This window comes from Micromonospora kangleipakensis (genome assembly GCF_004217615.1).
Classification (GTDB): Bacteria; Actinomycetota; Actinomycetes; order Mycobacteriales; family Micromonosporaceae; genus Micromonospora; species Micromonospora kangleipakensis.
Genome location: NZ_SHLD01000001.1, coordinates 5,999,489 through 6,023,126, shown reverse-complemented (window position 1 = coordinate 6,023,126; position 23,638 = coordinate 5,999,489). Strand labels below are relative to the sequence as shown.

21 protein-coding genes are annotated in these 23,638 nt (G+C 72.9%); 16 read left to right on the top strand and 5 right to left on the bottom strand.

Annotated features, from left to right (window positions below):
- The first annotated feature begins 127 nt into the window (after positions 1 to 127).
- Positions 128 to 817 (top strand): class I SAM-dependent methyltransferase, encoded by a 690-nt coding sequence (locus EV384_RS28740; RefSeq protein ID WP_130338184.1) that lies wholly within the window; start codon positions 128 to 130, stop codon positions 815 to 817.
- Between the two features lie 100 nt (positions 818 to 917).
- Positions 918 to 1,541, top strand: a complete 624-nt coding sequence (locus EV384_RS28735) for a DedA family protein (protein ID WP_130338182.1) — start codon at positions 918 to 920, stop codon at positions 1,539 to 1,541.
- A 105-nt stretch (positions 1,542 to 1,646) separates the two neighbouring features.
- Here the strand turns inward: EV384_RS28735 and EV384_RS28730 are convergent, their stop codons facing one another.
- Complete coding sequence (locus EV384_RS28730) at positions 1,647 to 2,300, bottom strand: MBL fold metallo-hydrolase (protein ID WP_130338180.1); 654 nt, start codon at positions 2,298 to 2,300, stop codon at positions 1,647 to 1,649.
- Between the two features lie 7 nt (positions 2,301 to 2,307).
- A complete protein-coding gene (locus tag EV384_RS28725; protein WP_130338178.1) occupies positions 2,308 to 3,024 on the bottom strand; it encodes a maleylpyruvate isomerase family mycothiol-dependent enzyme in 717 nt (238 codons plus the stop codon).
- Between the two features lie 179 nt (positions 3,025 to 3,203).
- Between EV384_RS28725 and rsgA the strand changes: the two genes are divergently transcribed.
- The 6 genes from rsgA (at position 3,204) to EV384_RS28695 (ending at position 12,426) form a co-directional block, all read left to right on the top strand.
- Positions 3,204 to 4,283, top strand: a complete 1,080-nt coding sequence (rsgA, locus tag EV384_RS28720; protein WP_130338176.1) for a ribosome small subunit-dependent GTPase A — start codon at positions 3,204 to 3,206, stop codon at positions 4,281 to 4,283.
- A 195-nt stretch (positions 4,284 to 4,478) separates the two neighbouring features.
- Complete coding sequence (gene uvrA / locus EV384_RS28715) at positions 4,479 to 7,421, top strand: excinuclease ABC subunit UvrA (protein ID WP_130338174.1); 2,943 nt, start codon at positions 4,479 to 4,481, stop codon at positions 7,419 to 7,421.
- 144 nt (positions 7,422 to 7,565) lie between these two features.
- On the top strand, positions 7,566 to 8,048 hold the full coding sequence (locus EV384_RS28710) for a Rieske (2Fe-2S) protein (RefSeq protein WP_130338172.1): 483 nt from the start codon (positions 7,566 to 7,568) through the stop codon (positions 8,046 to 8,048).
- 316 nt (positions 8,049 to 8,364) lie between these two features.
- The gene (locus EV384_RS28705) at positions 8,365 to 8,847 is read left to right on the top strand and encodes a Rieske (2Fe-2S) protein (protein ID WP_130338170.1); all 483 of its coding nucleotides are present in this window, start codon (positions 8,365 to 8,367) and stop codon (positions 8,845 to 8,847) included.
- 121 nt (positions 8,848 to 8,968) lie between these two features.
- The gene (uvrC, locus tag EV384_RS28700; protein WP_130338168.1) at positions 8,969 to 10,909 is read left to right on the top strand and encodes an excinuclease ABC subunit UvrC; all 1,941 of its coding nucleotides are present in this window, start codon (positions 8,969 to 8,971) and stop codon (positions 10,907 to 10,909) included.
- Between the two features lie 863 nt (positions 10,910 to 11,772).
- Positions 11,773 to 12,426, top strand: coding sequence for a C39 family peptidase (locus EV384_RS28695; protein WP_130338070.1), 654 nt, complete (start codon positions 11,773 to 11,775; stop codon positions 12,424 to 12,426).
- A 60-nt stretch (positions 12,427 to 12,486) separates the two neighbouring features.
- Here EV384_RS28695 and recQ read toward each other — a convergent pair whose 3' ends face one another.
- Positions 12,487 to 14,352, bottom strand: a complete 1,866-nt coding sequence (gene recQ / locus EV384_RS28690; protein WP_130338166.1) for a DNA helicase RecQ — start codon at positions 14,350 to 14,352, stop codon at positions 12,487 to 12,489.
- A gap of 292 nt (positions 14,353 to 14,644) precedes the next feature.
- Here recQ and rapZ point away from each other — a divergent pair, with 292 nt between their 5' ends.
- The 8 genes from rapZ (at position 14,645) to EV384_RS28650 (ending at position 21,672) form a co-directional block, all read left to right on the top strand.
- Positions 14,645 to 15,532 carry an RNase adapter RapZ gene (rapZ, locus tag EV384_RS28685; RefSeq protein ID WP_130340880.1) on the top strand — a complete coding sequence of 296 codons (888 nt, stop codon included), beginning with the start codon at positions 14,645 to 14,647 and terminating at the stop codon, positions 15,530 to 15,532.
- Positions 15,529 to 16,524 carry a gluconeogenesis factor YvcK family protein gene (locus EV384_RS28680; protein WP_130338164.1) on the top strand — a complete coding sequence of 332 codons (996 nt, stop codon included), beginning with the start codon at positions 15,529 to 15,531 and terminating at the stop codon, positions 16,522 to 16,524. The genes rapZ and EV384_RS28680 overlap by 4 nt, the downstream gene beginning before the upstream one ends.
- A gap of 54 nt (positions 16,525 to 16,578) precedes the next feature.
- On the top strand, positions 16,579 to 17,559 hold the full coding sequence (gene whiA / locus EV384_RS28675; protein ID WP_130338162.1) for a DNA-binding protein WhiA: 981 nt from the start codon (positions 16,579 to 16,581) through the stop codon (positions 17,557 to 17,559).
- 263 nt (positions 17,560 to 17,822) lie between these two features.
- On the top strand, positions 17,823 to 18,827 hold the full coding sequence (gene gap, locus EV384_RS28670; protein ID WP_130338160.1) for a type I glyceraldehyde-3-phosphate dehydrogenase: 1,005 nt from the start codon (positions 17,823 to 17,825) through the stop codon (positions 18,825 to 18,827).
- Complete coding sequence (locus EV384_RS28665; protein WP_130338158.1) at positions 18,824 to 20,047, top strand: phosphoglycerate kinase; 1,224 nt, start codon at positions 18,824 to 18,826, stop codon at positions 20,045 to 20,047. The genes gap and EV384_RS28665 overlap by 4 nt, the downstream gene beginning before the upstream one ends.
- The gene (gene tpiA / locus EV384_RS28660) at positions 20,047 to 20,838 is read left to right on the top strand and encodes a triose-phosphate isomerase (RefSeq protein WP_130338155.1); all 792 of its coding nucleotides are present in this window, start codon (positions 20,047 to 20,049) and stop codon (positions 20,836 to 20,838) included. Before EV384_RS28665 ends, tpiA begins: the two co-directional genes overlap by 1 nt.
- A 95-nt stretch (positions 20,839 to 20,933) precedes the next feature.
- Positions 20,934 to 21,194, top strand: coding sequence for a preprotein translocase subunit SecG (secG, locus tag EV384_RS28655; protein ID WP_109805976.1), 261 nt, complete (start codon positions 20,934 to 20,936; stop codon positions 21,192 to 21,194).
- Positions 21,195 to 21,327: 133 nt separating this feature from the next.
- Complete coding sequence (locus tag EV384_RS28650) at positions 21,328 to 21,672, top strand: RNA polymerase-binding protein RbpA (protein WP_130338153.1); 345 nt, start codon at positions 21,328 to 21,330, stop codon at positions 21,670 to 21,672.
- Positions 21,673 to 21,717: 45 nt separating this feature from the next.
- Here the strand turns inward: EV384_RS28650 and pgl are convergent, their stop codons facing one another.
- Together pgl and EV384_RS28640 are read right to left on the bottom strand one after the other, a co-directional pair.
- On the bottom strand, positions 21,718 to 22,488 hold the full coding sequence (pgl, locus tag EV384_RS28645) for a 6-phosphogluconolactonase (RefSeq protein ID WP_130338151.1): 771 nt from the start codon (positions 22,486 to 22,488) through the stop codon (positions 21,718 to 21,720).
- A 126-nt stretch (positions 22,489 to 22,614) separates the two neighbouring features.
- Complete coding sequence (locus tag EV384_RS28640) at positions 22,615 to 23,631, bottom strand: glucose-6-phosphate dehydrogenase assembly protein OpcA (protein WP_130338149.1); 1,017 nt, start codon at positions 23,629 to 23,631, stop codon at positions 22,615 to 22,617.
- Positions 23,632 to 23,638: the final 7 nt, after the last annotated feature.

Sequence of the window (23,638 nt, the reverse complement as noted above, 5' to 3'; positions counted from 1 at the left end):
CCGATGATCGCCCTGTACCTCCCTGACAGTAGCCGCCCGGAGCGCGATTCGCTGCCGGAAGTGCCGGCGCGCCTCAGGGAATCCGCGCGGAGTGGGAAAAGCCACCCGGTCCGGACCGACCAGGGGCATGCTTGCCCCGGTGAGGGATCGCACGGCGCTGGCCGACCTGGAACGGGAGATCACCGTGCCCGGCTCCGGGCTGGACCGGCTCCGGCTGGTGGAGACCCCGTTCGTGCCCGAGGTGCGGCTGCACCTGGCCGAGGACGCGATCGTCTGGTGGGCCCGGATGGAGGCGGCCGCCGGCCATCCGCTGCCGCCGCCGTTCTGGGCCTCCGCCTGGGCCGGTGGCCAGGCCCTGGCCCGCCACCTGCTCGACCACCCCGAGCTGGTCGCGGGCCGCCGGGTGCTCGACCTGGCCGCCGGGTCGGGGCTGGTGGCGATCGCCGCCGCGCTCGCCGGCGCCGACCAGGTGGTCGCCAACGACATCGACCCGTACGCCGTCGCGGCGGTCACCGTCAACGCGCGGGCCAACCGGGTGCTCGTCACCGTCAGCGCCGACGACCTGCTCGACTCCACGGTGACCGCGGACCTGCTGGTGGCCGGGGACATCCTCTACGACGCGGCGCTGGCCGAACGGGTGCTGCCGTTCCTGCAGCGGGCCGCCGCCGGCGGTGCCGAGGTGCTGGTCGGCGACCCCGGCCGGGGGCACCTGCCCACGGGGCGGCTGGAGGTGGTGGCCAGCTATTACCCGGTGCCCACCACCGAGCCGTCCGTGGACTCCCCGGTGCGTCGGGTGCAGGTGCTGCGCCCCGCCTGACCTCCGGCGGCGGGTCGGGGTCGACCCCGAGCCGGGATCAGGGGCCGGTGGGGGATCGAACCCGATGTGTGGGGCGGCCGGCCGGCCATAGCGTACGGGCATGACGGATCTGCTGGCCCAGTTCGGTGAGCTGCCCACCGCCCTGCTGATGAGCACGCTCGGCATGGTCATGCTCGCCGACGCCGTACCGCTGCTCGGGGTGCTGGTGCCCGGCGACGCCGCGGTCCTCGCCGCGGTCGGCGCCGGTCGGCCCGCGACCGGGCTGGCGACCGTGGCGGCCGTGGTGGCCGGCTGCCTGGCCGGCTGGTCGCTCAGCTTCCTCGCCGGCCGGCGCTGGGGCGACCAGCTGCGGCGCAGCCGGGTGGGCGGCTGGATCGGCGAGTCACGGTGGGCGGCGGCCGAGGTGATCCTGCGCCGTGGCGGCGGCCGGATGGTGCTGGTGGCGCCGTTCCTGCCGGTGTTCAACGCGCTGCTGCCGCTGGCCGCGGGCGGGCTGCGGATGTCGTACCGGCGGTTCGCGGTCTGCGCCGCGCTCGGCGCGACGGCCTGGGCGGGCCTGTACGTGCTTCTCGGCACGGCGGCCCGGGCGTTGACCGGGCTGCTGCCCGGGGCGCCGAACCCGACGGTGCTGACGATGGCGGTCGGCCTGCTGCTCGCCGGCCCGGTGCTGCTCGGCACCCGGCACCGGCTCCGCGCGCTGGCCGGGGTGGGCACGTCCGCCTGACCGGTGACGCCGGCGACGGGGGTCGACGGTGGCCGCGGCGCGCGGCCACCGTCGGGGTCGGACCGGCGGCCGGTGCGGACGGTCGGGCCCGCACCGGCCGGGGACTCACCAGCCGCGGGCGCGCCACTGCGGCAGCGAGGCCCGCTCCGCGCCGAGGGTGCTGTCCTTGCCGTGGCCCGGGTAGAACCAGGTCTCGTCCGGCAGCCGGTCGAAGAGCTTGTGCTCGACGTCGTCGACGAGCTGCCCGAACCGCTCCGGGTCCTTGTCGGTGTTGCCGACCCCGCCGGGGAAGAGGCTGTCGCCGGTGAACAGGTGCGGAATGCCGGCCGGGTCGCGGTAGAGCAGCGCGATCGAGCCGGGGGTGTGCCCCTTGAGGTGGACGACCTCCAGCGCGCAGTCACCGACCGCGACGGTGTCGCCCTCGGTGAGCGTCTCCGTCTCGATCGGCAGCCCGTCGGCGTCGTCGGCGTGCACCAGCGGGCGGGCGCCGGTCTTGGCGACCACCTCCTCCAGCGCCACCCAGTGGTCCATGTGCCGGTGGGTGGTGACCACCGCGGCCAGCCCGCCGTCGCCGACCAGTTCGAGGAGCCGGGGCGCCTCGTTGGCGGCGTCGATCAGCACCTGCTCGCCGGTGTCCCGGCAGCGCAGCAGGTAGGCGTTGTTGTCCATCGGCCCCACCGACATCTTGGTGATGGTGAGCCGGTCGAGCTCACGCACCGCCGGCGCGCCGCCGGGGGTGACGTCTCCGCTGTAGGTCATGGCGTCTCTATATCCATTCCGGTGGAGTCGGCAGGGGACCGTCGGGGGTGACGGTGAGCACCTCGCCCGCGCTCCGGCCGATCAGCCAGGCGGCGAGTTCGGGCGCGGGGGCGGTGATCGTGGGCGCCCCCTCGGGGTCGCCGACGACGAGCTTGTGGCGGACGCCGTCGAAGCGCAGCACCATGGCCGGCGCGTCGGGCCGGCCGGCCAGCCCGGTGGCCACCTCGTGCAGCAGCCGCTGGCCGAACGCCTCCGGCCAGTCGGCCGGCCGGTAGCCGGCGGCCAGGTCCACGTGGTGCACCTCGATCTCGCGGAGCCGGCCCCAGACCAGCAACGCCGCCGGCCACGGGCCGCGCCGCGTCTCGACGGTCGCCCCCCACGCCTCGACCGGCATCGCGTCGACCGCCTCGGTGAACCGCTCCGAGCTGCGACGCAGGTCGTCCAGAAGGGCGGCGGGCGGGCGACCGGCGCCGGCCTCGATGTCCGCGGTGCGGGCGTCCGCGCTGGCGTACATCGGGATCCGCTCGCCGGTGCGGGCGGCGGTGAACAGGTTGACGAAGCCGTCGGCGTTGCGGGCCAGGTGGGTCAGCACGTGCCCCCGGGTCCAGCCCGGGAGCAGGGAGGCGGCGGCGACGTCCGCGGCGTCGAAGGCCGCCGCGGTACGCAGCAGCCGCGTCATCGCGTCGTCCAGCTCGCCGGTCAGCAACAGGGGATCGCTGGTCACCCATCGACCCTAGCGGTCCGGCGCGCCGGCGTCGCCGGGGAAATCGCTTTCGGCGCGTCGGTCCGCGCCCTACCGTCGGCTTCGAACGCGGCACCGGGACGACGGAGTGGAGGTGGTGAGCATGCCGGTCGTAGCACGCGTGTTCCGCCATGTACCGCCTCGACACCGATGAGGATGCCATGACCATCGATCTGACCGCCCTCGGCTGGGACGCCGGATGGGCGGCACACGTACGACGGGGCAGCGACCACCGTCCGGGCCGGGTGGCCCGGGTCGACCGTGGGGTCTGCACCGTGCTCTGCGCCGACGGCCCGGTCCGGGCCAGCCTGGGCGGCGGGGTCCTCGCCGCCGCCGCCCGGGACCCGGGCGCGCTGCCCTGCGCGGGCGACTGGGTGCTGGTCGGCACCTGGCCGGACCGCCGGCGGACCGTCGAGGTGGTGCTGCCGCGGCGCACCGCGCTGGTCCGCCGCACCGCCGGCAAGGACGCCAGCGGGCAGGTGCTCGCCGCCAACCTCGACGCCGCCGCGGTCGTCGAGCCGGTGCACCCGGCGCCCGACGTCGGCCGGATCGAGCGGGCGCTCTCCCTGGTCCACGAGTCCGGGGCCCGGCCCCTGATCGTGCTGACCAAGGTCGACCTGGCCGCCGACCCGGCCGCGCTCGCCCGCCAGCTCGCCGCCGTGGCGCCCGGGGTGCCGGTGCTGCCGGTCAGCGCCGAACAGGGCCTAGGGCTCGACCCGCTGCGCCCGTTCGTCGCCCCCGGGCGGACGCTCGGCCTGCTCGGGCCCTCCGGGGCCGGCAAGTCGAGTCTGGTGAACGCCCTCGCCGGCGCCGTCGTCATGCCGACCCAGGCGATCCGCCGGGTCGACGGCAAGGGCCGGCACACCACCACCTGGCGGGCGCTGGTGCCGCTCCCGCACGCGGGCGCGGTGGTGGACACCCCGGGAGTCCGGGCGGTGGGCCTGCTGGACGGGTCGGCCGGCCTGGATCGGGCCTTCGCCGACATCGTCGAGCTCGCCGCCGGCTGCCGGTACGCGGACTGCGCGCACGACGGCGAGCCCGCCTGCGCCGTGCGGGAGGCGTTGGAGACCGGGGAGCTGCCGACGCGGCGCTGGGAGAGCTGGCGCCGGCTGCAGCGGGAGGTGGCCTTCGAGAGCCGCCGCCGGGAGGTCCGGCTCGCCGCCGACCGTCGTGGCGGCTGGCGCGGTGGCCGACGGCGGACGGGGCGTCCGGCACCGCCCCCGGCGCCGGGCGGATTCTGACCCGGTCAGCGGCGCACGCCGGCCCGGACCGGGCCGGCGTGACCGGTGTGAGCTGGGGGAATGTGCGGGCGCGGAATGTTGTCGTACCTCGGGGCTAAAGTTGCCGAGGCGTCTCTTCTGCGCCCGTAAACCGCTCAGACCTCGTTCGGAGCGGACAGATCCGCCCCACTTTCTTCTTCCGGGAGTACACGGACCGTGGCCGACCGACTGATCATCCGTGGCGCGCGCGAGCACAACCTGCGTGACGTCAGTCTCGACCTGCCCCGGGACGCCCTGATCGTCTTCACCGGGCTCTCCGGGTCCGGCAAGTCGAGCCTGGCCTTCGACACCATCTTCGCCGAGGGCCAGCGGCGCTACGTCGAGTCGCTGTCGTCGTACGCCCGGCAGTTCCTCGGCCAGATGGACAAGCCCGACGTCGACTTCATCGAGGGCCTCAGCCCCGCGGTCTCCATCGACCAGAAGTCCACCTCGCGCAACCCGCGCTCCACCGTCGGCACCATCACCGAGGTCTACGACTACCTGCGGCTGCTCTTCGCCCGCATCGGCGAGCCGCACTGCCCGGTCTGCGGCGAGCGGATCTCCAAGCAGAGCCCCCAGCAGATCGTCGACCGGGTGCTGGCGATGGACGAGGGCATCCGGTTCATGGTGCTCGCGCCGGTCGTCCGCGGCCGCAAGGGCGAGTACGTCGACCTCTTCGCCGAGCTCCAGGCCAAGGGCTACGCCCGGGCCCGGGTCGACGGCGTGGTGCACCCGCTGACCGAGCCGCCGAAGCTCAAGAAGCAGGAGAAGCACACCATCGAGGTGGTCATCGACCGGCTGAGCGTCAAGGCGAGCGCGAAGCAGCGGCTGACCGACTCGGTGGAGGCGGCGCTCGGCCTCTCCGGCGGCCTGGTGCTGCTGGACTTCGTCGACCTGCCCGAGGACGACCCGGACCGCGAGCGGCGCTACTCCGAGCACCTGGCCTGCCCCAACGAGCACCCCCTGGCGATCGAGGACCTGGAGCCCCGGGTCTTCTCCTTCAACGCGCCGTACGGCGCCTGCCCGGAGTGCACCGGCCTGGGCACCAAGAAGGAGGTCGACGCGGAGCTGGTCGTGCCCGACCCGGAGCGCAGCCTGCGCGAGGGCGCCATCCAGCCCTGGGCGACCGGGCACAACCTGGAATACTTCCTCCGGCTGCTGGAGGCGCTCGGCGAGAGCCAGCACTTCGACATCGACACGCCCTGGCGGGCGCTGCCGTCGCGGGCGCAGAAGACGATCCTGCACGGCTCCGACGACCAGGTGCACGTGCGCTACCGCAACAAGTACGGCCGCGAGCGCTCCTACTACACCGGCTTCGAGGGCGTGGTGCAGTGGATCGAGCGCCGGCACTCCGACACCGAGTCGGAGTGGTCGCGGGACAAGTACGAGGGCTACATGCGGGACGTGCCCTGCGCGGCCTGCGGCGGCACCCGGCTCAAGCCCGAGGTGCTCGCGGTCACCCTGGCCGGCCGGAGCATCGCCGAGGTCTGCAACCTGTCGGTCGGGGAGGCGGCGGAACTGCTCGCCGGCATCGAGCTGACCGATCGGCAGAAGATGATCGCCGAGCGGGTGCTCAAGGAGATCAACGCCCGGCTGAAGTTCCTGCTCGACGTCGGCCTGGACTACCTCTCCCTGGACCGTGCCGCCGGTACCCTCTCCGGCGGCGAGGCGCAGCGCATCCGGCTCGCCACCCAGATCGGCTCCGGCCTGGTCGGCGTGCTCTACGTGCTGGACGAGCCGTCGATCGGCCTGCACCAGCGGGACAACCACCGGCTGATCGAGACCCTGATCCGGCTGCGCGGGCTGGGCAACACGCTGATCGTGGTCGAGCACGACGAGGACACCATCCGGGTCGCCGACTGGATCGTCGACATCGGCCCGGGCGCCGGCGAGCACGGCGGCAAGATCGTGCACAGCGGCTCGGTGCCCGCCCTGCTGGAAAACCAGGAGTCGGTCACCGGGGCGTACCTGTCGGGGCGCAAGTCGATCCCGACGCCCCGGCAGCGGCGCCCGCAGACCCCCGACCGGGAGCTGGTGGTGCACGGCGCGCGCGAGCACAACCTGCGCAACCTCACCGTCTCGTTCCCGCTCGGCCAGCTCATCGCGGTCACCGGCGTCTCCGGGTCCGGCAAGTCGACGCTGGTCAACGACATCCTGTACGCGGTGCTGGCCAACCAGATCAACGGCGCCCGGCTGGTCCCCGGCCGGCACACCCGGGTCACCGGCCTGGAGCACGTGGACAAGGTCGTCGGCGTCGACCAGTCGCCGATCGGCCGCACCCCGCGGTCCAACCCGGCCACCTACACCGGGGTCTGGGACCACGTTCGCAAGCTCTTCGCCGAGACCACCGAGGCCAAGGTCCGGGGGTACGGCCCGGGCCGGTTCTCGTTCAACGTCAAGGGTGGCCGCTGCGAGGCCTGCTCCGGCGACGGCACCATCAAGATCGAGATGAACTTCCTCCCGGACGTCTACGTCCCCTGCGAGGTCTGCAAGGGCGCCCGGTACAACCGGGAGACCCTGGAGGTGCACTACAAGGGCAAGACCGTCTCCGACGTGCTGGAGATGCCGATCGAGGAGGCGGCCGAGTTCTTCTCCGCCATCCCGGCCATCCACCGGCACCTCAAGACGCTGAACGACGTGGGCCTCGGCTACGTCCGCCTCGGGCAGCCCGCGCCGACCCTGTCCGGCGGTGAGGCGCAGCGGGTCAAGCTCGCCTCCGAGCTGCAGAAGCGCTCCACCGGCCGGACGGTCTACGTGCTCGACGAGCCGACCACCGGCCTGCACTTCGAGGACATCCGTAAGCTGCTGATGGTGCTCGAGGGCCTGGTCGACAAGGGCAACACGGTGATCACCATCGAGCACAACCTCGACGTGATCAAGACCGCCGACTGGTTGATCGACATGGGCCCGGAGGGCGGCCACCGGGGCGGCGCGGTGCTCGCCACCGGCACGCCGGAGGAGGTCGCCGAGGTGACCGAGAGCCACACCGGCCAGTTCCTGCGCCAGGTGCTCAAGCTCGACGGCGAGGCGAAGGGGGCCAGGGCGGCCACCACCCGGGCGGCCAAGGCCAACGGTGCCAAGCCCCGGGGTACGAAGAAGGTGCCCGCCGGGGCACGCTGACCTCCTCGCCTCCACGGTGGGGTGACCGGCCCGGTCGTGGCCGGCCCGAATCCCCGCAAACCGGGTGAACCGTCTGACAGAGTGGTCTCTGCGTGCAGGAACGTGACCGCGAATGACGGGCGCGGCGGCAGAGAGGGGCGAGGCATGAGCGAGGATCAGGTGAGCACCGAGCCCGGTACGCAGAGCCGTCGGGCCCTGCTCACCGGTGCGGGCGCGGTCGGCGTGGCGGCGGTCCTGGCCGCCTGCGGCGACGACGACGACTCCGACGCCGCCGCCCCCCCAACCACCGTCACCGCCAGCCCCACCCCCACGAGCACCGGCGGCGGCGATCCGGCGGCCGGCCGGCCGCTGGCCAAGACCACCGACATCCCGGTCGGTGGCGGCAAGATCTTCGCCGACCAGGGCGTCGTGGTCACGCAGCCGAATCAGGGTGAATTCAAGAGCTTCAGTGCGATCTGCACCCACCAGAACTGCACGGTTTCACGCGTCGAGGGCGGCACGATCGACTGCCTCTGCCACGGCAGCAAGTTCTCCATCGTCGACGGCTCGGTCAAGACGCCCCCGGCCAAGCGGCCGCTCCCGCCCAGGGAGATCAAGGTCACCGGCGACCAGATCTCCCTGGCCTGACCCGCGCCGCCCAGTTCCGGCCCCCGTCCGTCTCGTTCCGGCCTGCGCCCCGCCCGGCCAGAGCCCACCCGACCGGCGCCCACCCCACCAGCCGCCCGGCTGGTGCTCGGGGCCGTGCGGCTGGCGCGGGGCGGCGGGTCCCCTCCGCCCGGAGTGCCGGGTCATAGTGCTCAAGCGCGTTACGGGACGTCATGGGTGTCCGCTCGAGCCGACACCCACCTTGTCCTTGGGTGAACCGTCCGGCACGGTGTTGCGTGTGCAGGGGCGTGGCCGCCGATCGCGACCGGCGGTGGCAGTCGACGCAGAGAGGCCGGAGATGAGTGACGATCAGGTATTGACCGGACCCGGTACGCAGACCCGGCGGGCGCTGCTCGCGGGCGCCGGGGCGGTGGGAGCATCGGTGCTCTTGGCAGCCTGCGGCGGCGACGACTCCGGCGACGGCGCCACCGCGCCAACCAGCGGTGGCCCGGGGGCGACGGCTGGTGACGCCGAGGGTGGCGACCGGCAGGGTGCGGCATCGATCGCCAGGACCGCGGACATCCCGGTCGGCGGGGGCGCCATCTACGCCGCCCAGGGTGTGGTGATCACCCAGCCGAACCCGGGGGAGTTCAAGGCCTTCGATCCGATCTGCACCCACCAGAACTGCCCGGTGTCGAACATCGACGGCGGCACGATCAACTGCACCTGCCACGGCAGCAAGTACTCGATCACCGACGGATCGGTCAAGCAGGGCCCGGCGACCAGGCCCCTGCCGCCCAAGGAGATCAAGGTCCAGGGCGACCACATCTCCCTCGCCTGACCCCCGGCATCGTCGATCATGAGGTTGGCGGCAGTGGAGGAGATCCAGACTGCCGGCAACTTCATGATCAACGGAGTGGCGGGTGGGGGAGGGTGTCGGAGGGGCGGATTAGGCTTGGTGGGTGGCTGATCCGTCGACGTACCGTCCCGCGCCCGGCACCATCCCGGAGTCGCCAGGGGTCTACCGGTTCCGCGACGGCACCGGCCAGGTCATCTACGTCGGCAAGGCGAAGAACCTGCGCAGCCGGCTCAGCTCCTACTTCGCCGACCTGTGGGGCCTGCACCAGCGCACCCAGCAGATGGTCACCACCGCCGAGTCGGTCGACTGGGTCACCGTCGGCACCGAGGTCGAGGCGCTCCAGCTCGAATACACCTGGATCAAGCAGTACGACCCGCGGTTCAACGTCCGCTACCGCGACGACAAGTCGTACCCCTACCTGGCCGTCACGCTCGACGAGGAGTACCCGCGGCTCCAGGTGATGCGGGGCGCCAAGCGCAAGGGGGTGCGCTACTTCGGGCCGTACTCGCACGCCTGGGCGATCCGCGAGACGCTCGACCTGCTGCTCCGGGTCTTCCCGGCCCGGACCTGCTCGTCCGGCGTGTTCAAGCGGGCCGGCCAGGTGGGTCGTCCCTGCCTGCTGGGCTACATCGGCAAGTGCTCCGCGCCGTGCGTCGGCAGCGTCTCCGCCGAGCAGCACCGTGACATCGTCAACGGGTTCTGCGACTTCATGGCCGGCCGCACCGACACCATGGTCCGCCGGCTCGAACGGGAGATGACCGAGGCCAGCGAGCAGCTGGAGTTCGAACGGGCCGCCCGGCTCCGCGACGACGTCGCCGCCCTGCGGCGGGCGATGGAGAAGCAGACCGTGGTGCTCGGCGACGGCACCGACGCCGACGTGGTGGCCTTCGCCGACGATCCCCTCGAAGCCGCCGTCCAGGTCTTCCACGTGCGCGACGGCCGGGTCCGCGGCCAGCGCGGCTGGGTGGTGGAGAAGACCGAGGACCTGAGCACCGGCGACCTGGTGCACCACTTCTGCACCCAGGTCTACGGCGGGGAGCAGGGCGAGGCCGACGTGCCCCGCGAGCTGCTCGTGCCCGAGCTGCCCGCCGACGCCGAGGCGCTCGCCGAATGGCTCTCCCACCACCGGGGCAGCCGGGTGTCGCTGCGGGTGCCGCAGCGCGGCGACAAGAAGTCGCTGCTCGAGACCGTGGAGCGCAACGCCAAGGACGCCCTGGCCCGGCACAAGCTCAAGCGGGCCGGCGACCTGGCCACCCGCAGCAAGGCGCTCGACGAGATCAGCGACGCGCTCGGCATGCGGACGTCGCCACTGCGCATCGAGTGCTTCGACGTCTCCCAGATCCAGGGCACCGACGTGGTGGCCAGCATGGTCGTCTTCGAGGACGGGCTGCCCCGCAAGGGCGAATACCGCCGGTTCATCGTCCGGGGCGCCACCGACGACCTCTCCGCCATGTCCGAGGTGCTGCGCCGGCGCTTCGCCCGCTATCTGGAGACCCGCGCCGAGACCGGGGAGATCGGCGAGGAGACCGCCGGCGACCCGGACCGGCCCGGCATCGACCCGACCACCGGTCGGCCCCGCAAGTTCGCGTACCCGCCCCAGCTGGTGGTGGTCGACGGCGGCGCGCCCCAGGTCGCCGCCGCCGCGCAGGCCCTCGCCGAGCTGGGCATCGATGACGTGGCGCTGTGCGGGCTGGCCAAGCGGCTGGAGGAGGTGTGGCTGCCCGACGACGAGTTCCCGATCATCCTGCCGCGCACCTCCGAGGGGCTATACCTGCTGCAACGGGTCCGCGACGAGGCGCACCGCTTCGCCATCACCTTCCACCGCCAGCGCCGCTCGAAGCGGATGACCGAGTCGGCGCTGGACAACATTCCTGGGCTGGGCGACGTACGGCGCAAGGCGCTGCTGCGGCATTTCGGCTCGCTCAAGCGGCTCTCCGCCGCCACGGTCGAGGAGATCACCGAGGTGCCCGGGGTGGGGAAGCGGACGGCCGAGGCGATCCTGGCCGCCCTGGACGAAGGCACCAGGACACCGCAGAGCTCGTGACGGGCTCCCTGCCGACCACGTCGCGTTCCCGGTTCGTCGCAGGCTTCTGACCAGGCTTTTTCGACTCGGGCGCCCCGAGCGGGGTTACTTCTCGCCCGCCCTTGGCTCTGCTTCAGCGGACGCAACAGTTACCGGTCGTGCCTGTTGCCCATGGTGAAGCAGAGCAAAGGGAGCGGTCGGATGGTTGGCCGGCAGAACGAGGGTGACCGTCGGTAGCTCGGCGGGAGGCGCGGGGTCGAGGTGCGGGCGTGGGGGGGGCGTGGGGCGCGGGACGGCGTGGTTTTGGCCGGGGCGAACCGGACATGGCGGCATCCGCCCCGAGGTATCGCCCGCCTCGTCGGCGCCTCCGACCGGGATCCGGACGGCGACAGGGAAAGAATGCCCTCGTCACGCCGGATGGCCGTTCCTCTCCCGAGAGAGAGCGCTGGGTGGCTGTCGGCGGATTCATATCGCGTGGGGTCGGGTGTCCGGGTCGGGGTGCGCCCGGGTGGGTGGGGTGTCCGGTTCGTGGTGGGGTGTCCGGTGGTCGGGGCCACCCCGGCGGTGGAATGGCGGCCGGGGCCGGGGCGTTGAACATGGCATACCACCGCGGGACCCGCGGGTGGTAGAGCCCGGAGCCGCGGCCGTGGGAACACCCGGCCGGCCGGGACGGTTACATCCCCCTGGAACCCCGGCCCCCGCGGCCCGGGAAGCCCGTGAGCCTGGTGGAATGCGTCGCCGGCCCGGGTGGTTACATCCCCGGGACACCCGAGCAGGCCCAGCCGCCGGGCAGATCCCCCAAGACTTTCCCCCCCTTTTTCACGCGACACCACCGCACCCCCCTGCGGTGTGTCGTGTACCCCCGAGCAGAGGAGCACGCCATCATGCGTACCGATCTGATCCGTAAGACCGCCCTGACCGCTGCCGGCCTCGCCGCCACCGCCGGTGGCATCGCCGGCCCCGCGATCGCCGCCCACGCCGCCGAGGCCAAGCCCGCCGCGCAGGTGCAGACCGACCGTAAGCACGGCGGTGAGCGGGAACTCAACGTCCGCTACGAGGCGCAGCCGAACTTCTACTACTGCGGCCCCGCCGCGACCCGCAACGCCCTGTCCGTGCAGGGCAAGGCCATCGACGTCGACGCCATGGCCAAGGAGATGGGCACCACCGAGGCCGGCACCAACAGCGTCAACGACATCACCCCGGTCCTGAACAAGGAAACCGGTAAGGACGTCTACCACAGCGTCGAAATCCGCGACGCCAAGGCCGACGACAAGCAGACCGACACCCTGCGCGCCGACATCGTCCACACCGTGGACAACGGCCGGGCCGTGGTCGCCAACATCGCCGGCACCGCCGTCGACACCGACGGCAACACCCACTCCTTCGAGGGCGGCCACTACATCAGCGTCGTGGGCTACCGCGACGGCGGCCACACCGTGACGATCGCCGACTCGGCCGACCCGAACATGGCCTCCTACCGGATGAGCGTCGACAACCTCGCCGACTGGATCGCCACCCGCGGCTACACCGCCTCCTGACCCACCAGCACCACACGCGAAAGGGCCGACCCCCACCCGGGGCCGGCCCTTTCGTCGTCTCTACCCGGGCCCGTCAGCCGGTGCGTCGGCGAGCACGGCGAGGAGCTGCTCGCCGTACTTCGCCAGCTTGTTCTCGCCGACGCCGTTGATCCGGGACAGCCCGGCCAGCGAGGCCGGCGCGTCGGTGGCGATCTGCCGCAGGGTGGCGTCGTGGAAGATCACGTAGGCGGGCACGCCCTGCTCCTTCGCGGTGGCCGCCCGCCACGCGCGCAGCCGCTCGAAGATCGACCCGGCGGCCGGGTCCAGATCGGCGACCACGGTGGCCGCGCCGCGTGGCTTCGCCGACCGGCTGGACGCCGGCTTCTCCGGCTCGCGGCGCATGGTCACGGTGCGCCGGCGGCCCAGCACCTCGGCGCTCGCCTCGGTCAGCGCCAGGGTGCCGTAGTCGCCCTCGACGGCGAGCAGGCCCTCGGCGAGCAGTTGCCGGACCACGCCCCGCCACTCGGCCTCGCGCAGCTCGGTGCCGATGCCGAAGACGGTCAGCGAGTCGTGACCGTACTGGGTGATCTTGTCGGTCTGCTTGCCGAGCAGGATGTCGACGCAGTGCCCGGCGCCGAACCGCTGGTTGCGCTCCCGGTCCAGCCGGAAGACGGTGGAGAGCAGCTTCTGCGCGGCGACGGTGCCGTCCCACGACTCCGGCGGGTTGAGGCAGGTGTCGCAGTTGCCGCAGGCCGCCGTCGCCGTCGCCGTCTCGCCGAAGTATTCGAGGAGCTGGACCCGCCGGCACCGGACCGTCTCGCAGAGCGCGAGCATCGCGTCCAGGTGGGCGGCGAGGTTGCGGCGGTGCGCGAGGTCGCCCTCGGACGTCTCGATCATCTTCCGCTGCTGGACCACGTCCTGGAGCCCGTACGCCAGCCAGGCCGTGGACGGCAGGCCGTCCCGGCCGGCGCGGCCGGTCTCCTGGTAGTAGCCCTCGACGGACTTCGGCAGGTCGAGGTGGGCGACGAAGCGGACGTCCGGCTTGTCGATGCCCATCCCGAAGGCGATCGTGGCCACCATGACCAGGCCGTCCTCGCGGAGGAAGCGCTGCTGGTTGGCGGCGCGGGTCGCCGCGTCCAGGCCCGCGTGGTACGGCAGCGCGGGGATGCCGTTCTGCACCAGGAACTCGGCCGTCTTATCCACGGAGGCGCGGGAGAGGCAGTAGACGATGCCGGCGTCGCCCGGGTGCTCGTCGCGGAGCAGGCTCAGCAGCTGCTTGCGCGGCTCCCGCTTCGGCACGATCCGGTACTGGATGTTGGGCCGGTCGAAGCTGGCCACGAAGTGCCGGGCGTCGGTGAGCCGGAGCCGGGTGGCGATCTCGGCCCGGGTGGCGCTGGTGGCGGTGGCGGTCAGCGCGATCCGCGGCACCCCCGGCCACCGCTCGTGCAGCATCGAGAGGTTGAGGTAGTCGGGACGGAAGTCGTGCCCCCACTGGGACACGCAGTGCGCCTCGTCGATCGCGAAGAGCGCGATGGTGCCGCGTTCCAGCAGCTGGAGGGTGGATCGGACGGCCAGCCCCTCCGGGGCGAGGTAGAGCAGGTCCAGCTCGCCGGCGAGGAAGGCCGCCTCCACCCGCCGCCGCTCGGCCAGGTCCTGCGTCGAGTTGAGGAAGCCGGCCCGCACGCCGACCGCGGTGAGCGCGTCCACCTGGTCCTGCATGAGGGCGATCAGCGGCGACACGACGACCGCGACGCCGGCGCGGACCAGCGCGGGGATCTGGTAGCAGAGCGACTTGCCGCCACCGGTCGGCATCAGCACCAGCGCGTCGCCGCCGGCCACCACGTGGTCGACGACCTCGTGCTGGAAGCCGCGGAAGGCGTCGTAACCGAACACCCGGTTGAGCACCCGCAGGGCGTCCTCGGTCCGCAGATCGGTGGGGGAGACCATCCGGGCAGTCTACGAGCGTCCCCCGACACGCCGGCCGACGCCGAGCCGCGCGCCGGCCGGGGGAGCGACGCGCGGGCGGTCCCCGGCCTCCGCCGGCTTTCGGGCCGGAACCGGACAAGCCGGTGTTCCGGTCGTCACCCCGTGGAATCCCGGGCGGGGTCCCAGCCGTTAGAGTCGCTGATTGACCACGCGCGGCCGACCGGGCCGCGGCGCCACGGCTTGGGGGTAGTGGGTGAGCGAGGCGCGGACGACGGCGGACCTGGTGCCGGCCGAGACTGAGAGGGCGGAACCGGTGGTCGGGCAGCCGGCGCCGACCGAGGCGGACACCAGCCTGGTCGTGGTGACCGGCCTCTCCGGCGGTGGGCGGAGCACGGTGGCCCGGGCGCTGGAGAACGTCGGCTACTACGTGGTCGACAACCTGCCCCAGGCGTTGATGTTGGACATGGCAGAGCTGGCGTTCAAGGCCGGCGGCGCCGCCCGGCGTACCGCGATGGTGCTGGACGTCCGCTCGCGCGCCTTCTCCACCGACCTGGCCGGGGCGATCCGGGAGCTCAAGGACCGCGGCTTCTCGCCGCGGGTGGTCTTCGTCGACGCCGACGACGAGGTGCTGATCCGCCGGTTCGAGAGTGTCCGGCGCTCGCACCCGTTGCAGGGTGAGGGGCGGTTGGCCGACGGCATCGCCGTCGAGCGCGCCCTGCTGGAGGAAGCCCGCGACCAGGCCGACGTGATCATCGACACCAGCCACCTCAACGTCAACCAGCTCCGGCGGCGGGTCGAGGAGCTCTTCGGCGGCGAGGACGCCCGCCGGCTGCGGATCACCGTCCTCTCCTTCGGCTTCAAGTACGGGCTGCCGCCCGACGCCGACTTCGTGATGGACGCCCGGTTCCTGCCGAACCCGTACTGGGTGCCGGAGTTGCGGGAGCACAGCGGGCGTGAGGAGGCGGTCAGTTCGTACGTGCTGGGCCAGGAGGGGGCGGACGCCTTCGTGGCCGGGTACGCCGACCTGGTCAACGCCACCACCGCCGGGTTCGAGCGGGAGGGCAAGCGCTACCTGACCGTCGCCGTCGGGTGCACCGGCGGCAAGCACCGCAGCGTCGCCATCGCCGAGGAGCTGGCCGCCCGGCTGCGCCAGTCCGGCATCGCCGCCAACGCCCAGCACCGGGACCTGGGGCGGGAATGACCGTCCGGAAGGTGGTCGCCTTCGGCGGCGGGCACGGCCTGTCGGCGTCCCTGCGGGCGCTGCGGCACTGCGTACCGGAGTTGGACCTGGACATCACCGCGGTGGTCACGGTCGGCGACGACGGCGGCTCCAGCGGCCGGCTGCGCGCCGAGCGCGGTGGGCTGCCCCCGGGCGACCTGCGGCAGGCGCTCGTCGCGCTGGCCGGCGACCACCCGGCCACCCGGCGCAGCGCCGGTCTCTTCCAGCACCGCTTCGCCGCCGCGGCCGTCGCGGCGGATGCCGGGGGACCGGCCGCCGCCACAGACGCGCTGGCCGGGCACGCGGTCGGCAACCTGGTCCTCTGCGGCCTGATGGAGCTGCTCGGCGACCCGGTCGCCGCGCTCGACCACGCCGGCGCCATGCTCGGCGCCGTCGGCCGGGTGCTGCCGATGTCCCGCCAGCCGGTGGGCATCGAGGCCCGGGTGCGCGGCGCCGACGCCGCCCACCCCGACGAGGTACGCACCGTGCGCGGCCAGCACCAGGTCGCGGTCACCAGCGGCCGGGTCGAGTCGCTCCGGCTCACCCCGGCGGCGCCGGCCGCCTGCGCGGAGGCGGTGGCCGCGGTCTCCGAGGCCGACTGGCTGATCTTCGGGCCGGGCAGCTGGTACACCAGCGTGCTGCCGCACCTGCTGGTGCCGGGGCTGGCCGACGCGATCGTGTCGAGTCCGGCCCGGCGGCTGGTCACCCTCAACCTGGTGGCCGAGAAGGAGACCCTGGGTCTCTCCCTGGCCGACCATCTGGCCACCCTGCACCGCTATCTGTCCGAGTTGAAGGTGGACGTGGTGCTGGCCGACTCCAGGGCGGTGGGTGATCCTGAAGCGGTCGAACGTGCGGCAGAATCGCTGGGTGCCCGGCTGTTCCTCGCGCCCGTCGCCGTCACCGACGGCACGCCCCGGCATGATCCGGCCGCCCTGGGCGCCGCGCTGGTGCCTGTCCTGGGCGCCGATCGTTAAGCACGTACGTAATCACCGGCGACACGCCGGTACCGGTCCGTGAGGGGGCGCACTATGGCGATGACGGCTTCGGTCAAGGACGAGCTGAGTCGGGTCGACGTGCCCAAGCCCTGCTGCCGGCGGGCGGAGATGGCCGCCCTGCTGCGCTTCGCCGGCGGGCTGCACATCGTGTCGGGTCGCGTGGTGGTGGAGGCCGAGCTGGACACCGGCGCGGTGGCCCGGCGGCTCCGGCGGGAGATCGCCGAGGTCTACGGCTACCCGAGCGAGATCCACGTGCTCGCCTCCGGTGGGCTGCGCAAGGGCAGCCACTTCATCGTCCGGGTGGTGAAGGACGGCGAGGCCCTGGCCCGGCAGACCGGGCTGCTGGACGTGCGCGGTCGTCCGGTGCGCGGCCTGCCGCCGCACGTGGTCGCCGCGAACGTCTGCTGCGCGGTCTCCGCCTGGCGGGGCGCGTTCATGGCGCACGGCTCGCTGACCGAGCCGGGCCGTTCCAGCGCCCTGGAGATCACCTGCCCCGGCCCGGAGTCGGCGCTGGCGCTGGTCGGCGCCGCCCGCCGGATCGGCATCGTGGCCAAGAACCGCGAGGTGCGCCAGGTGGACCGGGTGGTGGTCAAGGACGGCGACGCGATCGCCGCGCTGCTCACCCGGATCGGCGCCCACTCGAGCGTGCTGGCCTGGGAGGAGCGGCGGGTGCGCCGGGAGGTCCGGGCGACCGCGAACCGGCTGGCCAACTTCGACGATGCCAACCTGCGCCGGTCCGCCCGCGCCGCGGTCGCCGCGGCCGCCCGGGTGACCCGCGCGCTGGAGATCCTCGCCGACGACGCGCCCAACCACCTGACCTCGGCCGGTCAGCTGCGGCTGGAGCACCGGCAGGCCTCGCTGGAGGAGCTGGGCGCGCTCGCCGACCCGCCGCTGACCAAGGACGCCATCGCCGGGCGGATCCGCCGGCTGCTGGCGCTGGCCGACAAGCGGGCGCGCGACCTGGGCATCCCGGATACGGAAGCGGCCGTCACGCCCGACATGCTCGTGGTCTGATAGGACGGTGGGGCGGCATGATGCGAGCGGGATCACCACCCGGCGCAGCGCGACGCCGCACGCTCGGATAAGGTCGCTGCGTACGGCAAGGGGGCCGGCACAGGCATCCCTCGCCGTGCTCACCGCCTCGGGCGGTCAGGTCCTTGAGACCGCGGCGGGGTGGCCGAGATGAACCGTCAACGGCCGGCTCCACCGGTCGGCGAACACACCTCCGCCGGCCCGGGTCTGACGCCGGCGGACCAGAACGCGAGGAGATGGGACCTGTGACCATCCGGGTTGGCATCAACGGCTTCGGCCGGATCGGCCGTAACTTCTTCCGGGCAGTGCTGGCGTCCGGCGCTGACATCGAGGTCGTCGCGGTCAACGACCTGACCGACAACGCGACGCTCGCCCACCTTGTCAAGTACGACAGCATCCTGGGTCGCCTCCCGCACGAGGTGAAGGCCACCGCTGACGAGATCACCGTGGGCGGCAAGACCATCAAGGTGTTCGAGGAGAAGGACCCGGCGAAGCTGCCGTGGGGCGACGTCGGCGTGGACGTGGTCATCGAGTCCACCGGCTTCTTCACCGACGCCACCAAGGCGAAGGCGCACGTCGACAGCGGGGCCAAGAAGGTCATCATCTCCGCGCCGGCGAAGAACGAGGACGTCACGGTCGTCATGGGCGTCAACCACGACCAGTACGACCCGGCCAAGCACACGATCATCTCGAACGCCTCCTGCACCACCAACTGCCTCGCGCCGATGGCGAAGGTCCTGCAGGACACGTTCGGCATCCAGCAGGGTCTGATGACCACGATCCACGCGTACACCCAGGACCAGAACCTGCAGGACGCGCCGCACAAGGACCTGCGCCGGGCCCGCGCCGCCGCGCTGAACATCGTGCCGACCTCGACCGGCGCCGCCAAGGCGATCGGCCTGGTGCTGCCGGAGCTGAAGGGCAAGCTGGACGGCTACGCCCTGCGGGTGCCGATCCCGACCGGCTCGACCACCGACCTCACGGTGAACGTCAACCGGGAGACCACGGTGGACGAGGTCAACGCCGCGATGAAGGCCGCCGCCGACGGCCCGCTCAAGGGCATCCTGGTCTACAACGAGGACCCGATCGTCTCCTCGGACATCGTGACCGACCCGGCGTCCTGCATCTTCGACGCGCCGCTGACCAAGGTAGTCGGCAACCAGGTCAAGGTGGTCGGTTGGTACGACAACGAGTGGGGCTACTCCAACCGCCTGGTCGACCTGGTCAAGCTGGTGGGTTCGTCGCTGTGAGCATCCGGACCCTCGACGACCTGCTCGCCGAGGGGGTGTCGGGTCGGCGCGTGCTGGTGCGCGCCGACCTGAACGTCCCGCTCGACAAGCAGACCGGTGAGATCACCGACGACGGCCGCATCCGGGCCGTCCTGCCGACCCTGAGCGCGCTGGTGCAGGCGGGCGCGAAGGTGGTCGTCTGCTCCCACCTGGGCCGCCCGAAGGGCGCGCCGGACCCGCAGTTCAGTCTCCGCCCGGTCGCCGGGCGGCTCGGCGAGCTGCTCGGCGCGCCGGTGCACTTCGCCTCCGACACCGTCGGCGACTCCGCCCGGTCCACCGTGGACGGCCTGGCCGACGGTCAGGTCGCGCTGCTGGAGAACCTGCGTTTCAACAAGGGCGAGACCAGCAAGGACGAGACCGAGCGGGGCGCCTTCGCCGACCAGCTCGCCGCCCTCGGCGACGCGTACGTGGACGACGCCTTCGGCGCCGTGCACCGCAAGCACGCCAGCGTCTTCGACGTGCCGGCGCGACTGCCGCACGTGGCCGGCCGGCTGGTGCTGCGCGAGGTGGAGGTGCTCAGCAAGCTGACCGGCGAGCCCGACCGGCCGTACGTGGTGGTGCTCGGCGGCTCCAAGGTCTCCGACAAGCTGGCGGTGATCGAGGCGCTGCTGCCGAAGGTCGACCGGCTGCTCATCGGCGGAGGCATGTGCTTCACCTTCCTCAAGGGCCAGGGCCACGAGGTGGGCACCTCGCTGCTGGAGGAGGAGATGGTGGAGACCTGCCGCAACCTCCTCGAGCGCTCCGAGGGCAAGATCATGCTCCCGGTCGACGTGGTGGCCGCGACCGCCTTCTCCCCCGACGCCGACCACGACGTCTTCCGTGCCGACGGCATTCCGAGCCATCGGGTCGGGCTGGACATCGGGCCGGAAACGGTCGCCGGCTTCGCCGCCGCCCTGAAGACCTCCGCATGTGGAGATCCGGGGAACGCGCGGACGATCTTCTGGAACGGCCCGATGGGCGTGTTCGAGATGCCGCCCTTCGCCGCGGGCACCCGGGGCGTCGCCGAGGCGATCGCCGACTCCGAGGCGTTCAGCGTGGTCGGCGGCGGTGACTCGGCGGCCGCCATCCGGGTCCTCGGGCTGGACGAGTCGGCGTTCGGGCACATCTCCACCGGTGGCGGTGCCTCGCTGGAATACCTGGAGGGCAAGACCCTCCCCGGCATCGCGGCGTTGGAGGACTGATGGCGGGCGTCACCCGCCGGCCGCTGATGGCCGGCAACTGGAAAATGAACCTGAACCACCTCGAGGCCAACCTGCTGGTGCAGAAGCTGGCCGCGAGCCTGACCGAGAAGCAGCTCACCGACGTGGAGACGGTGGTCCTGCCGCCCTTCACCGACCTGCGGACCGTGCAGACCGCGGTGGACGGCGACAAGCTGCTGATCGGCTACGGCGCGCAGGACCTGTCGCCGTACCAGTCCGGGGCGTACACCGGGGAGATCTCGGGGCCGATGCTGGCCAAGCTGGGCTGCACGTACGTGGTGGTCGGGCACTCCGAGCGGCGGGCCCACCACTACGAGGACGACGCCGTCGTCAACGCGAAGGTGGCGGCGGCGCTGGCCAACGGGCTCACCCCGATCCTCTGCATCGGCGAGGGCCTGGAGATCCGGGAGCAGCTCAAGCACGTGCCGCACTGCTGCGACCAGCTCGACGCCGCGCTGAAGGGGCTGACCGCGGAGCAGGTCACCAAGGTCGTCGTCGCGTACGAGCCGGTCTGGGCGATCGGCACGGGCAAGACGGCCACGCCGGAGGACGCCCAGGAGGTCTGCGGCGAGGTCCGCAAGCGCCTGGTGCAGACCTTCGACGAGGGCACCGCGCAGCAGGTCCGTATCCTCTACGGCGGGTCGGTCAAGGCGTCGAACGTCGCCGCGATCATGGCCCAGCCGGACGTGGACGGGGCCCTGGTGGGCGGGGCGAGCCTGGACGCCGAGGAATTCGCGCAGATCTGCCGGTTCCCGGAGCACATCGCCCGCTGACGGCTCGCTATTCTTGACTCCGCCCGTCCGCCGGCCGGTGCCGCGTGCCCGACCTGCCCGGGCAGATGATCGCTACGAGAGGACTGACCCCAGCCATGCCGATCGCGTTCGCGTACACGTTGATCGTGTTGTTGATCATCACGAGCATCCTGCTCACCCTGCTGATCCTGCTGCACCGAGGTAAGGGCGGCGGGTTGTCGAGCATGTTCGGCGGCGGCGTCAGCTCCAGCCTGGCCGGCTCCTCGGTGGCCGAGAAGAACCTCGACCGCTACACCGTTCTGGTGGGGATCGTCTGGTTCGCGTGCATCGTCGGGATCGGCCTCTGGCTGCGGCTGCAGATGAGCAGCGGGTCCTGAGCGAGCTCGTCTGGTCGTACAATCTGCGCGCGGTCCGTCACGACGGGCCGCGCGCAGTTCTTTGTCCGCCGCACCGCGTCGCCGCCGTCCACCCGAGCGGCGGTCCCCACGACGACGACAGGAGCGAGCAGCCGTGCCGAGTGGCAACGTCATCCGTGGCGCCCGGGTCGGATCCACCCCCGAACGGCCGACCGGGCGGTCCGCACCGGCCCCGCGCCGGCCGGTCGCCTACTGGTGCCGCAACGACCACCGGGTCGAGATCCTGCTCGCCGCCGAGGCGGTGGCGCCGCCGGTCTGGGACTGCCCGCGCTGCGGCCAGCCGGCCGGACCGGACGCGCAGAACCCGCCCGGTCGGGCCCGCACCGAGCCGTACAAGTCGCACCTGGCGTACGTGAAGGAGCGGCGCACCCCCGAGCAGGGCGAGGCGATCCTCGCCGAGGCCCTGGCCGCGCTGCGCCAACGCCGCGCCGGCGCCTGAGCAGCGGCAGCCCCGGTCCCGGCGGAACCGGGGCTCGCTGTCCGGTCAGCGCAGGCTGCGCAGCCGGGGCGGCACCTCGGCCGCCGCCGCCCGGTCCAGCAACCAGAGGGTACGACCGACGCCGTGCACGCCGGCCGCGGGCAGCTGCACCGGCCCCGCCCCGGCCAGCGCCATGCCCACCGCCCGGGCCTTGTCGGCCCCGCTGGCGACCAGCCAGACCTCTTCGGCGGTGTTGATCGTGGGCAGGGTGAGGGTGGTCCGCACCGGCGGTGGCTTCGGGCTGCCCCGGACCGCGCTGACCGGCCGGTTGTCGTGGTGCACCGGGTGCTCCGGGAAGACCGAGGCCACGTGCCCGTCCTCCCCGACGCCGAGCATCAGCACGTCGAAGTGGGGGAGCGGGGCGTGCCCCGGCCGGGCCGCCCGGGCCAGCTCCTCGGCGTACCGCGCGGCGGCCGCCTCCGGGTCGTTGCCCGCCGGCCCGTCGGAGGGCGGCATCGGGTGGATCCGGGCCGGATCCAGCGGCACCACGTCCAGCAGCGCCGCCCGGGCCTGGGTCTCGTTACGCTCCGGGTCACCGGCCGGCAGGAACCGCTCGTCGCCCCACCAGACGTCGACCCGGGACCAGTCGACGGCGTCCCGGGCCGGCAGCGCCGCCACCGCCCGGTACACCGCCGCGGCGATCCGCCCGCCGGTCAGCACCACCGACGCCTGGCCCCGGTCCGCCTGCGCGTCCAGCAGCTTCACCACCAACCGGGCCGCCACCGCCTGCGCCAGCAGGTCGGCGTCGGCGTGTACGGCGACACTCGCCTCACTCATTCGTCGTGCCTCGCGTTCCGACCGCGTACGCGGTCACCTGTGCTCTCCGACCGACCAGCGGTCCCCGTCTGCGACCGCCGGGCAGGCGCCCGTGCCGGCCGACCGCGACCGTCGCGGCCCGCCCGCTCAGTGGTCCGCGCTCGTACCGGCGTGCGCGGTGACCCCGGCCTCGGCCCGCTGGGCGGTCGCCGGATCCTTCCACACGTGCACCCGGTGGGCGGGCCGCTGGTCCAGGCCGGTGAGGTCGGCCGTGGCGCCGAGCGCCTCGGCGTAGATCTGGTCGGCGTCGAGCCGGCGCAGCTCCTCGGCCAGCTCGTCGCCGAGCGGCCGGCGGACCAGCGGCAGGGTCTGGTCGTCCTGCCCGGAACGCCGGAAGGTGGCGATGCTGTCCTCCCGGGTGAGGGTCAGCTCGTCGCCGTTGGCGCAGCGCAGCTGCACCTCCCGCATCCGGGGATACCCCTCGGTGTGCTCCCACACCGGGTTGATGCCGAGCCGGGCGGCCAGCCAGCCGCGCATCAGCGCCGCCGTCGGGTCCGACCGGGGCGCGACGACCGTCGCCTCGGTGACCCGGGCCTGGGTGGTGTCGAACGCCCCGGCGACCAGGGTGCGCCAGGGGGTGATCCGGGTCCAGGCCAGGTCGGTGTCGCCAGGGGCGTAGTCCCGGGCCCGCTGCCGGATCGCCTCGATCGGGTCGACGGCCTGCGCGGCGTCGGTGATCCGCCGGTCCGCGACCACGCCGAGGAAGTCGGTGGCGATCTCGGCCGGCGGTTCGCCGTGCCACCAGGTGACCACCGGCACGTCGGGCACCAGCAGCGGCATCACCACCGACTCGGCGTGCAGGGCGAGCCGGCCGTACATCCGGGTCACCACCGCCTCGCACGGGCCCAGCCGGCCGCCGACGACGATCTCCGCGTCCAGCCGGTTGCGGTCCCGCTCGACGTCCGAGCGGACCACCACCACGATCCGGCAGGGGTGGGCGGCGGCGGCTATCGTCGCCGCCGCCTCCGCCTCGCGGACCCGCTTCTCGTCCACCACCACGACCAGGGTGAGCGCCATGCCGCTGGCCACCCCGCCGGCGCTGCGCCGCTCGGCGGCGAGCGCCTTGACCACCTCGTTGCCGGTGGTGTCCCACAGCCCGATCAATGGAGCC

What these genes read in the sequence shown, in the direction of transcription:
- EV384_RS28740 (WP_130338184.1), top strand. Translation starts at nt 128, where the DNA reads ATGCTTGCCCCGGTGAGGGATCGCACGGCGCTGGCCGACCTGGAACGG.
- EV384_RS28735 (WP_130338182.1), top strand. Translation starts at nt 918, where the DNA reads ATGACGGATCTGCTGGCCCAGTTCGGTGAGCTGCCCACCGCCCTGCTG.
- EV384_RS28730 (WP_130338180.1), bottom strand. Translation starts at nt 2,300, where the DNA reads ATGACCTACAGCGGAGACGTCACCCCCGGCGGCGCGCCGGCGGTGCGT.
- rsgA (WP_130338176.1), top strand. Translation starts at nt 3,204, where the DNA reads ATGACCATCGATCTGACCGCCCTCGGCTGGGACGCCGGATGGGCGGCA.
- EV384_RS28710 (WP_130338172.1), top strand. Translation starts at nt 7,566, where the DNA reads ATGAGCGAGGATCAGGTGAGCACCGAGCCCGGTACGCAGAGCCGTCGG.
- EV384_RS28705 (WP_130338170.1), top strand. Translation starts at nt 8,365, where the DNA reads ATGAGTGACGATCAGGTATTGACCGGACCCGGTACGCAGACCCGGCGG.
- EV384_RS28695 (WP_130338070.1), top strand. Translation starts at nt 11,773, where the DNA reads ATGCGTACCGATCTGATCCGTAAGACCGCCCTGACCGCTGCCGGCCTC.
- recQ (WP_130338166.1), bottom strand. Translation starts at nt 14,352, where the DNA reads ATGGTCTCCCCCACCGATCTGCGGACCGAGGACGCCCTGCGGGTGCTC.
- EV384_RS28680 (WP_130338164.1), top strand. Translation starts at nt 15,529, where the DNA reads ATGACCGTCCGGAAGGTGGTCGCCTTCGGCGGCGGGCACGGCCTGTCG.
- whiA (WP_130338162.1), top strand. Translation starts at nt 16,579, where the DNA reads ATGGCGATGACGGCTTCGGTCAAGGACGAGCTGAGTCGGGTCGACGTG.
- tpiA (WP_130338155.1), top strand. Translation starts at nt 20,047, where the DNA reads ATGGCGGGCGTCACCCGCCGGCCGCTGATGGCCGGCAACTGGAAAATG.
- secG (WP_109805976.1), top strand. Translation starts at nt 20,934, where the DNA reads ATGCCGATCGCGTTCGCGTACACGTTGATCGTGTTGTTGATCATCACG.
- pgl (WP_130338151.1), bottom strand. Translation starts at nt 22,488, where the DNA reads ATGAGTGAGGCGAGTGTCGCCGTACACGCCGACGCCGACCTGCTGGCG.